14 protein-coding genes, 1 tRNA gene and 1 pseudogene are annotated in these 13,592 nt (G+C 40.6%); 8 read left to right on the top strand and 8 right to left on the bottom strand.

From position 1 onward, the window contains the following. Positions 1-4 precede the first annotated feature (4 nt). The 5 genes from IM792_RS15895 to IM792_RS21425 all read left to right on the top strand — a co-directional run bounded on the left by IM792_RS15895 (position 5) and on the right by IM792_RS21425 (position 3,995). Positions 5-568, top strand: coding sequence for an HAD family hydrolase (locus IM792_RS15895; RefSeq protein WP_194102878.1), 564 nt, complete (start codon positions 5-7; stop codon positions 566-568). Next, complete coding sequence (locus IM792_RS15890) at positions 565-1,635, top strand: glycosyltransferase family 9 protein (RefSeq protein ID WP_194102877.1); 1,071 nt, start codon at positions 565-567, stop codon at positions 1,633-1,635. The genes IM792_RS15895 and IM792_RS15890 overlap by 4 nt, the downstream gene beginning before the upstream one ends. Positions 1,636-1,700: 65 nt before the next feature. Continuing rightward, positions 1,701-2,573: an SDR family oxidoreductase gene (locus tag IM792_RS15885; RefSeq protein WP_194102876.1), complete on the top strand. Its 873-nt coding sequence runs from the start codon at positions 1,701-1,703 to the stop codon at positions 2,571-2,573. 897 nt (positions 2,574-3,470) lie between these two features. Further along, positions 3,471-3,854 carry a hypothetical protein gene (locus IM792_RS15880; RefSeq protein ID WP_194102875.1) on the top strand — a complete coding sequence of 128 codons (384 nt, stop codon included), beginning with the start codon at positions 3,471-3,473 and terminating at the stop codon, positions 3,852-3,854. A 9-nt stretch (positions 3,855-3,863) separates the two neighbouring features. Continuing rightward, positions 3,864-3,995: a hypothetical protein gene (locus IM792_RS21425; RefSeq protein WP_255521431.1), complete on the top strand. Its 132-nt coding sequence runs from the start codon at positions 3,864-3,866 to the stop codon at positions 3,993-3,995. A 104-nt stretch (positions 3,996-4,099) separates the two neighbouring features. Here IM792_RS21425 and IM792_RS15875 read toward each other — a convergent pair whose 3' ends face one another. Further along, on the bottom strand, positions 4,100-5,044 hold the full coding sequence (locus IM792_RS15875) for a hypothetical protein (RefSeq protein ID WP_194102874.1): 945 nt from the start codon (positions 5,042-5,044) through the stop codon (positions 4,100-4,102). Positions 5,045-5,435: 391 nt separating this feature from the next. Here IM792_RS15875 and IM792_RS15870 point away from each other — a divergent pair, with 391 nt between their 5' ends. From IM792_RS15870 to IM792_RS15860, 3 genes and pseudogenes are all read left to right on the top strand, one after another. Beyond that, a complete protein-coding gene (locus tag IM792_RS15870; protein WP_194102873.1) occupies positions 5,436-6,119 on the top strand; it encodes a YetF domain-containing protein in 684 nt (227 codons plus the stop codon). Positions 6,120-6,246: 127 nt separating this feature from the next. Then, positions 6,247-6,489 (top strand): hypothetical protein, encoded by a 243-nt coding sequence (locus tag IM792_RS15865; RefSeq protein ID WP_194102872.1) that lies wholly within the window; start codon positions 6,247-6,249, stop codon positions 6,487-6,489. A 511-nt stretch (positions 6,490-7,000) separates the two neighbouring features. Further along, a pseudogene (locus IM792_RS15860) lies at positions 7,001-7,378 on the top strand (hypothetical protein). A gap of 975 nt (positions 7,379-8,353) precedes the next feature. On the opposite strand, the gene IM792_RS15850 reads toward IM792_RS15860, so the two are convergent. The 7 genes from IM792_RS15850 to IM792_RS15820 all read right to left on the bottom strand — a co-directional run bounded on the left by IM792_RS15850 (position 8,354) and on the right by IM792_RS15820 (position 13,535). Then, the gene (locus tag IM792_RS15850) at positions 8,354-9,577 is read right to left on the bottom strand and encodes a site-specific integrase (RefSeq protein ID WP_194102871.1); all 1,224 of its coding nucleotides are present in this window, start codon (positions 9,575-9,577) and stop codon (positions 8,354-8,356) included. A 192-nt stretch (positions 9,578-9,769) separates the two neighbouring features. After that, positions 9,770-9,857 (bottom strand) — tRNA-Ser (locus tag IM792_RS15845). A 100-nt stretch (positions 9,858-9,957) separates the two neighbouring features. After that, positions 9,958-10,959 (bottom strand): YihY/virulence factor BrkB family protein, encoded by a 1,002-nt coding sequence (locus IM792_RS15840; protein WP_194102870.1) that lies wholly within the window; start codon positions 10,957-10,959, stop codon positions 9,958-9,960. A gap of 10 nt (positions 10,960-10,969) precedes the next feature. After that, complete coding sequence (locus IM792_RS15835) at positions 10,970-11,377, bottom strand: thioesterase family protein (RefSeq protein WP_194102869.1); 408 nt, start codon at positions 11,375-11,377, stop codon at positions 10,970-10,972. Next, positions 11,377-12,432, bottom strand: coding sequence for an endolytic transglycosylase MltG (gene mltG, locus IM792_RS15830; protein WP_194102868.1), 1,056 nt, complete (start codon positions 12,430-12,432; stop codon positions 11,377-11,379). The genes IM792_RS15835 and mltG overlap by 1 nt, the downstream gene beginning before the upstream one ends. A gap of 4 nt (positions 12,433-12,436) precedes the next feature. Next, entirely contained in the window at positions 12,437-12,751 is a 315-nt protein-coding gene (locus tag IM792_RS15825; protein WP_194102867.1) for a rhodanese-like domain-containing protein, read from the bottom strand. Beyond that, positions 12,732-13,535, bottom strand: coding sequence for a PASTA domain-containing protein (locus IM792_RS15820; protein ID WP_194102866.1), 804 nt, complete (start codon positions 13,533-13,535; stop codon positions 12,732-12,734). Before IM792_RS15820 ends, IM792_RS15825 begins: the two co-directional genes overlap by 20 nt. Positions 13,536-13,592: the final 57 nt, after the last annotated feature.

Here is a 13,592-nt window from a genome sequence, read left to right as displayed (position 1 = left end):
CCTAATGAATAAAGCTGTTTTTTTGGATAAGGATGGTACCCTTATACCGGATATCCCTTATAATATAGAACCATCTTTAATTACCATTCAGCCTGACACTATAGAAGGACTCAGGCTGTTATACGAAAATGGTTACCGTCTAATCGTTGTATCCAACCAATCAGGAGTAGCTCGTGGTATGTTCAGCGAGGATAAGCTGGAAGGTGTGTTTTCCCGATTGAGCGAATTACTTTTATTATACCACATAAAACTGGACGCATATTATTATTGTCCACATCATCCGGACGGTAAAATGCTGAATTACAGTTTCAATTGCGACTGTCGTAAGCCGAAACCTGGCATGTTGTTGACGGCTGCTAAAAAACATCATATTGATTTAAGTCAGTCATGGATGATAGGCGACATATTAAACGATGTAGAAGCCGGCAACTGCGCGGGTTGCAAAACCATACTTATTGATAACGGGAATGAAACCGAATGGCTGCCTGGCGTTATGCGAACTCCTTTAATAACTTGTAAAAGCATTAATCAGGCAACAGCTTACATAGTTTCAGGCTTAATAATATGAGTTGGGAAAACTGCAAAAATATACTCTGCATCAGACAGGACAATATGGGAGACTTGCTGATGAGCGGTCCGGCGATACGTGCGCTTAAGGAAACATTTAAGGCCAGGATAACTGTACTTACCTCGACCATGGCCGCAGGAATAGCGCGCAGCATGCCTGAAATAGATGATATTTTGATATTTGATGTACCATGGGTAAAATCGGCACTTGAAAGCAATTCCGACTGCTTCGAACCGATAGTTGAACTGCTGAAAAAACGCAGTTTTGATGCGGCGGTAATTTTTACTGTTTTTAGCCAAAGCCCTTTACCGACGGCAATGCTCACCTACTTGGCAGGTATTAAACGCGTGTTGGCATACTGTCGTGAAAACCCGTACCAACTTATTAATTATTGGGTTCCCGATAAAGAACCGTACCATTACATTAAACATCAGGTAGACCGAGACCTTGAACTGGCAGCTACGGTTGGAGCTTTCATTAAAGATAAACGCTTGCGTTTAACCGTTAATGACGATCTTTGGCCTCCAATCGTCCAAAAGCTGAAGCAGCGATTTGATTTTGATGATGACAGCCCCTGGCTGATGCTTCACCCTGGTGTAAGTGAAAAAAAAAGAGAGTTTCCCTTAGCATCCTGGACAGAATTAGGTATCGCACTTGTTGCTGAAGGATATAAGCTTATAATAACAGGCTCTGAATCAGAAAAACATTTAACAGATAGTATAGCATCAGCTATCGGTAATGGGAGTGTTTCTGCCGGTGGTTTATTCACCCTAAATGAATTTATTTGTTTATCAAGCCATTCACCCTTATTAATTTCTGTAAATACTGGCACTATACATATTGCTTCAGCTACACAAACACCGGTAGTTGTGCTGTATGCACAAACAAATCCACAGCACACACCCTGGCAAGTGCCGCACTCCGTATTATACTATTCTATACCTGAAGATTTACGCAGCAAAAATCAGGTTGTATCCTTCTTAAATAAAACGCTTTACAAAAGGCATGTCTCCTTGCCTTCTACATACGATATCTTGATTGCTGTAAACGATCTTAAAAATAAATGAGTAAAAAATATTTCTGAAAAGAATGCAGGACAACAATTACATAAACAACTAAAAAAATGACAGCTATGAATGAGGATCCAACAAACAAATTCGAAACAAAGGCATTTCCTGAACAGAAGCAAGAAATTCCTGGTATTACAAAATTGATGACGCCCCTACCCGACCACGGAGAAACCTCTTACAAAGGTTCAGGTAAGTTAACTGGCTTAAAAGCAATCATCACAGGGGGCGACTCAGGTATTGGCCGTGCGGTAGCTATTGCCTTTGCCCGCGAGGGTGCTGATGTGCTGATCTCCTACCTGAATGAGCATGAAGATGCCATGCAAACTGCGGAATTTGTGGAAAAGGCGGGGCAGAAAGCAGTGTTGCTTCCCGGGGATATCCAAGAGGAAGCTCATTGCCAAAAAATCATTGATGTAGCACTGTCTGAACTTGGAGGAATAGATATTTTGGTGAACAACGCGGCTTACCAAATGTCGAGGCCGTCTCTTCAGGAGGTAAGCTCTGAAGAATGGGATAAAACTTTCAAGACCAACATTTATCCTATGTTTTATCTTTGTAAGTTTGCAGAGCCACATCTAAAACCCGGCAGTAGCGTGATCAATACAACATCAGTAAACGCTTATAAACCTAAGCCTGTGCTTATTGCGTACGCAGCTACAAAGGGCGCGATTCAAAACTTCACATCGGGCATGGCTCAGTTATGGGGCGAGAAAGGTATCAGAGTGAATTGTGTTGCGCCCGGGCCAATATGGACGCCGCTTATCCCATCTACATTTCAGGGCGAGGATGTAGCGGAATTTGGAAAGAATGTACCGCTTAACCGGGCGGGACAACCGGCCGAACTCGCTGGCTCCTATGTATTATTAGCAAGCGAAGGAAGCAGTTACATTACTGGTGCTACGATTCAGGTGACCGGCGGAACACCAACTATATAGCCTTTTGTTTTTGTTGATAACTGACGCATTCGTGAAGTAATTTGATACAATTAAGGGTAATAAGAAAGCGCGAATAATAGCTGCCGATTGTCTTTAACCTAAACTCTTAACACATTATTTACAAAGAATTCACTAAATCAGTGTCGGAAACTTATAAGGACATATAATCGAACGAATAAACAGACTCGTTTTAATCATATATCTTAGAGTAAATTTCAATAAAAGGTGGCATTTAATAATTAAATGGAATATCAAATCTTATATTTCTTCACAGTCGAGACTATTTTATATGACACTTCAAATCTATATCCGTGTCAATGACAGGTCGCGTTGACGTTTGCTGGTTGCATCACATCCCTAAACTGGAACTACCTATCAATAGAAGTATTCCCGCTGATGCGGCAGTTGAGGACTACTAATCGGTACAGGTTAAAGGTGCCTTAACCAAATCGGATGCGCTAAGCATGGCCGGTATAATTAAAGATCGCATCCTGACCGCAAAATGGCTGTACTTGCAGCGGATGGCGTGGATGAAAATCTTTAGGGATCGTTAAGAAGGCAATAGAAGCCCGACGCGGCACAGTTAATAATATCGCTCGGAGGCCAAGCCTTAATAAGTCGGTGAACGATAAGCAGCTGCAGCTCAAAGAAAGTTTTTTAACGGCCGCTTCAGAGTTGTTCAATGCGCTTTGGTTAGCCGCAGGCGCCAACAATGAGTTTCGTTGCTAATCACTTATGCAGCATCCGTTATATATAGTTTTTGTATTGTTAGATTATCCGGTTATTTAGCTTATCTTTATAAAAACCGCTTCTCACCCATCCTTTTATTACTTAGACTTTACCTGGTTTGCTGCCCCGTAATTTTTAAGCTTTACGCTACTAATTACCAACAAGCAAATGAAAAATTTTCACTGTAAATATTATCGCGTTTTTGAAAATTCTCCTGCTATTCAGGAGATCTCTGTTATTGATTTAAAACCTGCTTTAAAAGTGCGGTTTAATAATGGAATGCCTACAAAAACGGCAAAAGGCAATAACCGGATAATTAATAAGTACTCCCTTTTACCACTAAAAGACAGGTTTTACGAATACACAGATAAAATCTACGCGATGGAAAAAGCCAAGAAAAACGCGCTACGTTATATCAATGCATTAACAACACAAATAACTACCGGCATAAACTCTCTAAAAAAATACCGGGAGGAGTATTATACTGAACTTAACCTTACACTAATTGACAGCAACATCAGAAAGCTCGAAAGAGAAATGAACATTAAATAATTAACTAATATGAGTAAAGATAAAGGCAGCAAAAACGTTAAAAAAGCCCCGGCTGTTAATGGCAAAAAATCAACTTCTGACTATCAGTCCGAAAAATCAACAGTATCTAAAATTATACCCATACCTGCAAAAAAGAAATAATGATCGACAAAACTTAAATATATCTGCAAACCGTAAGAAATGAATCAATAATGGCTGTATTCAGTCCATTATTGATTCATTACATTTGATAATGCTTTTATGCATTACAACGTAAGTTTATTAACAGTATCATAAGTACTGCTCGTAAAATAAAGATATTTCTCACTGTTTGATAATGCGATTGAAAGCGCATCTGTGCCTCTTAAAGGAATGGTTTTCATTACCCTAAGGCAACCTGAACAATTCGTGATTACTTTGAGTAATCCACCGTCAACCACATAAATTTTAGAACCATCTTTTGTAACTACAATATCTGAGATTCCCTGAAAATTAAGAGAGGTTAAAATGTGCGAAGTCGTTCCGTTGGCATTTAAAGTGTAGATATTTTTATTGGTTGATACGTAAATCTTACCATTAGCGCTGGTAGCTAAATCGCTTATGTATTCCTCAGAACCGATCCCAACAGGTTTTTTTGCTTCGTAAACCTGCGATCCCTGTGTATATCCAAGCGCGCGGATATTAGTAAACCAAAGGTATTGGCCGCCTGCGTCCTTCGCTATAGCATCAATGCTTTCATGAAAGTTTGTTAAGTAACGAAAAAGAACCTGGCTTTGCCAAAAGATCCATAAACCGTCACCGGTAGTTACCCCTATTGTACCGTCATCTGCCACGGCAATATCATACGGATCTTCGAAAGTTTGTCCCTGTCGGGTTTTAGGTATTTGCAAGGTGGTTACTACTGTGTCAAACCTGATCTTCCGGATCGCATTATTGTAATGGTCTGATACAAACAACGAACCATCTTTGGCTACGCATATTCCGTAAAGTCCATTGAATAGAGCATTTTTCCCGTTACCGTCTTTAAATCCCGATTGATTTAAACTCCCGGCGATGACTTTATATGCCCCTGAAGGAACGGGCGTGACATCGTTTGTTTCCAGGAATGTGGCTTCAGCTTGAGTTGGCTTGGACTGAACCGGGTTCTCTTTCTTGCAGGAAGCAATTATGAACAATAATACGCTTAAGGTAAAGATTAAATAATTTTTCATGTTATTGGTGTGATAGAGTTAATTAATAATTATAAAATTAAATCATTACTCATTGTCACTGTTACACAATATGTTATCCATTATCATTACTATATTCTTACGGTTTAAGTTGACTCGCCAATACTTTCATCTGGTCAGTAATAAACTAATATTAATATTCCACTTACCAATAAAGGATTGTTTAATTATCTAAGTTCTATTGTTATCAATAATCTTGTCAATGTCTACTCGTTCCGAAAACGAGAAAGTATCAATTGAGATATGTTTTTGACCAAGCCGACGTTGAACTTTTGCCTGTAGTTTATAATTGCTTTATGCTGAGTAACTCTTTGACTACTATACGCTCTGTGATAAAGTAAATAAAATATTAAAATATTAGTAAGTTGTAGTTATGAAATTTGATTGGTATAACCTGTTTTTAAAAGACCTTGATTTAAGCTTCGCGTTTGAAATCGTGTTGCGTACTCTGCTGATGTTTGCCTTTATCCTGATACTGCTTCGTTTATCCGGGAAAAAGGGTGTGAGACAATTAAGTATCTTTGAGGTAGCAATCATTATCGCACTGGGATCGGCAGCGGGCGATCCGATGTTTAATAAGGAAATGGCCATAATCCCTTCTTTATTAGTCTTTGTTGTGATTTTAGGTTTTTACCGGCTGCTTACCTACTTCTCTGCAAAAAGCGAACGTTTTGAAAGTATACTTGAGGGCGATCCGATGTATATCATTGAGGACGGCATGTTCACCATTCAGGAAGAAACAGACAACACTTTTGCAAAGGATGAGTTTTTTGCTGAAATGCGATCGCGTGGGATTGAACATGTCGGACAAGTACGCAGCGCCATACTTGAAACAAATGGGCAAGTAAGTTTTTTATTTTTTTCGGACGAAAAGGTCAGACCTGGTTTGCCGGTATTACCTAAACCTTACAATAAACGCTCAAGATTAATTGAAAAAGAGGGTGATCACGCCTGTACATTTTGCGCAAAAGTTAGCAATCGCAATCATAGCGGAAAATGTGATCGATGCCAACACGATGAGTGGGTGCCTGCGATACACACTACCAGGATAGGTTAATTCAATACTTTTTGATATACACAAAGATTTATAGAATTATTACTTTATCACTACTGGCACGGAAATTGGACTAATTGGGTCTATTCAACTAATTATCAGATATTATTTATCCCTCTAAAGTTAATTCATGAAGAAAATAATTGTTGCAGCGCTACTTGCCGCTGTATTTGGTGTTGTATCATGTGGTGGCAGTGCCGATAGACAAAATGACGATTCCGTAAAAAATAATAATAGTGACACCAATGATCCTGACAAGGGGAGCCTTCATGAGGGCGCTGGTACAGATACACTTTTTAAATCAAAATCTGAAAATGCAGATACAGCAAAAATGGATCAAGATGGGACAAAAGAAGACAACGACGGACAATAAAACTCCATATAGTGGTGACGCTAACTTGCCAAATAATTTGATCTTTAAGCCTGAGCAATGGCTGGCGGTAATTTGGACGATTATCTTATTTGTGTCAGTGGTTGGCGCATTTATTAAATGTTAAAAGAGTCTTACTTAAAAATAAAACGGACAAACGTTGTTAAAGCTTTGCGCTTTCATTAATTTTTTTTTACAAAAACTGCTTATATAACCCCTCTAACCGCTACTTCGCAACGCACTTTATATTTATTTTTATTGACTAAGCTCGATAGCTCAACATGTACTTAATGACAATTAAAATATAATGATGTCAAAGTTTATAGTGTAGATTAATCAAAAATGCACAACACATTTAATGGTATAGTAGTTTATTTATGAAAGCCAAAAACAAGTACAATCGTGCGTGATTTTAAAAAAGTCTACATATAATATATTTAGGAAGTATGATAAAGTCCTGTCTGCAGACGGCAGGGTTATCAAAATGCTAAGTTAACACCAGTGTGAAGGCTGGCTGGAAAATTACCTGCTAATAGGCAGGCGCGGCCTGTTTACTTGTTATGAAGCATTTATTCATATCGAGCATTAGATGTTTAACCAACATACCAAATGGCTGAAAACAACATTAGAATTACCTTGGCGTAAAAGGATTACTTCCCTTAGTATTCTTTTGAATTCTAATGTTTGGCGGCATCACCATAACGGTTTCACGCACTAGTATCCGGGTTTTATAGATCAGGTGACTAATAAAAAAACAAACATAGTAGGTTTTTATTTGCCCCCTAATTCGAATTGCCTGCTATCGGTTATGGATCATTGCCTCAAAAGTTATTATTATGTAAACGTTCATCGTAGCGGGCAAACATCCGGTACCGCAATGGGTGATAAATGACTTGACATCTCCCTCCTCTTCCCATTCTTTATTACAAGCATAACCTAAAGCCGCCCAGCAAGTGACGTCTGCACAGCTAATGCGTTTCCGCAATGTGAAAGTTAGCGTTCTGCCCAAACCAGTCGACTATGATGGGCAGTGTTCGATTCCTGTTTCACAAGATATTCATAAGGTGGCGCAACTTTCATCAAAAGATTATTCGGTGAAAATGTCGTCACCGATGCTATCACAAATCTGTATGTATTGAATCACTATATTAACACATTATCTAAATGATCCGGACTAATACACAGCGCAAATATATTTCCAAACGGGGTATCTTCATGAGCGTTGTGTCTGATTACTTATTTAAACAACTGTCCTTCTTCAATTTAATAAATAAGAAACAATGTAAGCAAGTTGTCCTCTTTTCAACTATATTTCACAATCGCTAGTCCGGCTTATATCCAATTCGTCTACAAGGTTTTTCCTCGACGGGCTTCTCAGCCAGTTGTTCGATATATTGAAATACTATCTCCAAGTTTTTTTCCATGTTAGCCATCCCTTTCTTCAGCATTTATATCTCAACTTTTAACTCAGCATGATCAAGCAGAAATTTACTTAGATTATGAAAGACACGCATGGTTTGAATATTTACAGCAATAGCCCTCTCACTTTTAAGCACGCTTGACAGCATGGAAACCCCTCACTCGGTAAACGCCATGGGCAATGCCGATGAGAACTTTATATTATCGGAGAGGTTATCACATTTTGTGATAACCTCTTTCCATTCATCTTTTGTCAGAATGAAAAAAAGTCCCCCGGGAAACGCGAAATATTCCGCTTAACCGATTGCTTAAGCGCCCTGGTCTCGACCTGGTAAAGCTCAGCCAAATCGAAATCGAACATGACTCTGATCCCTCTGACTTGATAGATACTGTTGATAACAAGCTCTTGAGTTAAAATATTACTCTCGTTATTTTTCATAATTATTCTCTATTCTGATAACAGTTTAACTTTCAACATCGCCATATCTTCGCTAACCTTTTTGTCAAGGACTTTTGCATAGTGTTGAGTGGTGCGGATATTTTTATGCCCAAGCATTTTCGAAACACTTTCTATGGACACTCCATTTGCAAGGGTAACTGATGTTGCGAAAGTATGACGGGCCATATGATAAGTGAGTTCCTTTGTTATCCCACAGATATCAGCGATCTCTTTTAGATATGCATTCATTTTCTGGTTGGATAAAACCGGCAAGGCATAACCTTTGTGTAAGCATTCTGGATGATCTTTGTACAACTCCAATATTAGTTCCGCATCCGGCAACAATGGAATGCGTGAAGCGGTGTCTGTCTTTTGCCTGCTGGTAGATATCCAGAACTGATCATCCAGCCCTTTAACGATCTCCGACCGCTTAAGCTTTTTAACGTCAGCATAAGCGAGGCCGGTAAAACAACTGAAAAGAAAAATATCACGGATCTGGTTTATCCGTTCACTTTTGAAATTCTTATTACGAATTAAGCGTATCTCATCGATTGTTAGATAGTCCCGCTTAACTTCCTTGATCTTGGCCTTGTAGTTAATAAACGGATCTTTATCCAGCCATCCGTTGGCTATACAGATCCGGATAATTTTCTTAAAATTTTTCAGGTATTTAACAACGGAGTTGTTTGCGCAACGCCTCACGGAGCGTAAATAGTAGTCATACGAAGTAATAAATTCATGGTCTATCATCGAGATGTCTATATCACGCTTTCCATACTTCCATTGCATGAAATCAACGGTATGCTTCAAGCTTGTTTCGTAACGTTCAAGAGTACCTGAAGCATATTCCTGACCAACCAATGATCGTATCTTACCGTTATTATCTGCAAATATTGGCACAAGCATGCGATCGCTATTTTTATCAGCCCTGCCAAATAATTCGTCCCTGATTCCAAGTGCGGTGATAAGAACATTCCCATCGATCATCTGCCTTTGTACTTCAAACACTTTTTGTTCAAGTGTTTTCAGGTAACTATTGAATGTCCGCGCTTCCTCATTGGTACCCGTCATCTGCTGCCTGTTCAAATTCCAGCGATCTGGTTTAATATATCGCCGTGTTGTGAATTCAACACGCTCTTTATCTATAGTTAGGCGCATATAGACCGGAGCTGTTCCGTTACTTAAAATCTTGCTTTTTTTTAATGAAAAATTCACGCAAACCGTTCTCATCATAATACAACATATAAATAATTATAAATCAATTAATTAAGGCGTTTCGCGAGACCTAAATTTACGGAAACCCGATAGGTCTCGCAATAGACCCCGATCAGCTTGAGAAGTATTGCGTAGAAATGGGGTGGTTTTAAACGAAAAACGCCCCAAATCATCTGATTTGAGGCGTTTTTAAAAGGTTTGATATGTATCTGGCGGAGAGAGAGGGATTCGAACCCCCGGACCTTTAACAGTCAACGGTTTTCAAGACCGCCGCAATCGACCACTCTGCCATCTCTCCGGGGGCAAAAGTACAAAACCGACTTGAATTGCCAAATTTCAATGTTAAATTTTTCTTAAAAAATCAGCTTTTTCAAGCAACCTTTTGACAACCAATGAGATTAATTTTCATTTGGCCTGTTTATTGTGGTTCTAAACGTGTTAAAAAGGGGTTTTGAGATCTTGATATTACGTTTCGAGAGGTCGACACTGGCGTTTAATTCGAACCCGATAAGCACAACAAGTGAGTTTAGGTACATCCAGATCATCACCACGATCAATGTCCCGATAGATCCGTACACTTTATTATAGGCCGAAAAGTTGTTGATGTAGTAGGCAAATCCTATCGAAATCAGTAATCCCAAAAAAGTGGCCAGTACCGAGCCGGGGTTAATAAACTTCCACCTTTGTTTGTGCGCCGGCCCGTATCGATACAACACACCCAGGGTCACAAAAAATATGATCACGATAACTATCCACCTGGAAAAGGCGATAACGTACGACCAAAAGTTGCTCTTGCTGTAAATATGCTCCTGCAAAAAGCTGATGAACGATTGTCCGGCTATCATCAGTATAATCGCAAAAAACATAGCGAAGCTTAACACCAGCGTGAGCAATATGGCCGTCCACCGCCGTTTTAACCAGCTGCGGGTTTCCAATTGTAATGATGATTTATTGAATGCCCGCATCAGGTTGCTGATGCCATTGGTAGCAAAGTATAAGGCAGAAAAGAAACCGAATGAGAGCAATTTACCATTACGGTTCTTCACCAGGTCAACCAATGTTACCTTGAAGGCCTGAAAGGCGTCATCAGGCAGTATAAGTTTAAATATGGATAACAACTCCCGCTGAAACTTATATTCGGGTATATAAGGGATTATTAAGGGTATAAATGGAATTAATGATACCAGAAATATCAGCGCCGGGAAAATAGCCAGCATAAAGCTGTAAGCTAATGATGAGGCACGGTTACCCAATGCCCCCTGCTTTATCTCCAAAATAAAGAATACAACTACAGTATAAAGCGGCAGCGGACGAAAGCCGGGTATGATGAGTGTTTTAGTCCAATCAATAAACCTGCGGTAAAATGCAAACCTGAAAAGAAAGTTGTGCAGCCACTCCATTTAACCAAAGCTACTCAAAAAATGGCTTTGTCTTTTCAATAAATTCGGCCGGGGCAAGGCAAGGGCGGTTGGTTTTCATGTTGATGAAAGCCAGCAAGGTTTCGCCAATGTTTATCAGCTCCTGCTTCTCGTTAAACAGCTCGTACCTAAAATGTATCTTAACGCCGGGCAGCTTATCCATAATTACACGTATGGTTAGCTCCTCATCATATAGCGCAGGTTTAAGATATTTGCACTTCATTTCGAGCACGGGCATCATAATACCGGTTTCTTCCATTTTACGGTACGTCATCCCTAACGAACGGAGCATATCTACCCTGCCTACCTCATAAAACTCAGCATAGTTACCGTAGTAAACATAACCCATCTGGTCGGTTTCGCCGTAGCGTACACGTATGGTGGTAGTGTGCTCAAACATTATCTTTTGATGTTCCTTTCGTTAAGTGCCTGCTGAAAACGGCGCGCGTTCTTTAAATGCTCCGTTTCGGTTACGGCGAAGTTATGATAGCCCGAAAAATCTTCCTTGGCACACATATAAATAAAATCATTCTTCTGCGGATCGAGCACTGCCTTTATAGCGTTGATTGATGGCATCATAACCGGCCCCGGAGGCAAACCGGTATGTAAATAAGTATTGTATGGCGAATTAGTTAGCAGGTGACGGTTAAGTACACGCTTAATTGTAAAATCGCCGGTGGCGAATATTACTGTTGGGTCGGCCTCAAGTTTGCGGCCTGCACGCAGCCTATTAAGGTATAAGCCGGCAATGGTAGGCATTTCATCATCGTGCAGGGCTTCCCAATCAACAATAGATGCTAATATAGATACCTGTGCCGGGGTAAGATTAAGCGCTTCAGCCTTTGCCTTGCGTTCGGGCGTCCAAAACTCAGTATAGTAGGTATACATCTTTTCGATAAACTTATCGGCCGATGTATTCCAATAAAACTCGTAAGTATTGGGCAAAAACATCACGTAAATATTATCAGTATTCAAACCGAATTTCTCTACGTATTTCGCTGAATCAAGCAGACTGATCAACGCCATAGAATCAGGCTCCATCTGCTTTGATACAAATGCCGCGAACTGTGTTTTAAGGCGCAAACCACGGATGGTCAGCTTTACCGGCTCCTGGTTACCGGCTTTCAGCATATTAATGAATGCACGGTTGCCCATGCCATCTGTTAGGCGGTATTTACCGGGTTTTACCCTGGCCGGGTAATCCATACTCTGCGCGGTTGCCGCGAAAGCAAAGGTATCCTTAACAATGTGCTGCTCTTTAATAGTATTGTAAACGGCATTAAAATCTGAGCCGGTTTTTATGTACAGATACTCCTGCTCACCGGTAACGTTGGGGCCAAAAAAGCGCAGATAATAAAATATACCTGTAGCGCCAAGGCCAACAATTACCAATAATATAAATGCTATGATAAACTTCTTAAACCCGCCCGAAGCCGGTTTTTGCTGCTGATCCATTTTGTTATAACGAATTATTAATTTTTTGAATAGCGATCAATCCGCCGGTTAAGTTCATTACGTTAGTGTAGCCTTGCTGCTGCAACAGTACCTGCGCGGTACGGCTACGGAGGCCGGCCTTGCACACAACAACTATTTCGTCGTTTTTGTTGTGGTCGGCATCCTCAATATAATCGGCAAGCTGCGCCAGGGGCACGTTAATGCCGCCTATATTGTAGGTATGGTATTCTATCTTTTCGCGCACATCAATCATTACCGGTTGCTTATCGCTGTTAATAAGCTCCAGTAATTCTGTAGCGCTAATTTTGGTTTTGCTCATCAGGTGGTAGTGGTGTTGCAGTACCTTGCGATACCGTTACATTAATACGCGTACCTATACTTGTTTTCGATGCCGAATCAGTAGGCATAGGCGATTGCGCTACTATGATAACGTTTGATGAATCGGTTATGGTGCCCTCGTAAGTAACAGTACCCAGTGTTAGCCCCGCCCCTCTGATGGCAAAGCGTGCCGCGTCAAGGTCCTGGTTCAGCAAATCGGGTATATCAACCTCGCTGGCTCCCTGTCCGTCGCCCAGTACAAGGTCAACCTTTGAGCCTTTGGGTATTTTGGTACCGGCTTCAACCACCTTGCCGCCAAAACGCACTTCAAGCACACGGTCGCGGGCAATGTCTGACCGGTAGCTGGTATCGCCCAGCTTTAAGCCGTAGTTAGCCAATGTAGCCAGGGCTTCGCGGTAGTTATTTTGCTCCATATCGGGTAATGATACCATCGGGGCCTGTGTGGTTACTATGGTGAGGTAGATCACCCTCCCCTCTTTTACGTTGGTTTCAGGGTCAGGATCTTGTTCGATAACCGTACCCGGAGGCTGATCGCCAATGTAGGCCGAATCAATTTTATACTCAAACCCCTGCTCCTGCAATAGGCTTATAGCACGATCGATATTCATACCCTTTAACTTAGGTACCGGTATGCCCGAACCATGGCGGGTGTAGTAACTCAAGCTAAAAAAGGCTATCAGCACAACAGCCAGAATTGAGGCCGCGGCAAACAATATTGTTTTACGGAAAGAGGCAGATTTTATATATGCACCAAATTTACTCATGTTGTAAGCAGGGGTAGCTATTAGCTATCAAACATAGGTGAAATATTTTAATTAAGG

Origin of the sequence: Mucilaginibacter sp. JRF, assembly GCF_015223065.1 — a bacterium.
Classification (GTDB): Bacteria; Bacteroidota; Bacteroidia; order Sphingobacteriales; family Sphingobacteriaceae; genus Mucilaginibacter.
This window is presented reverse-complemented; position numbering and strand designations above follow the sequence as displayed.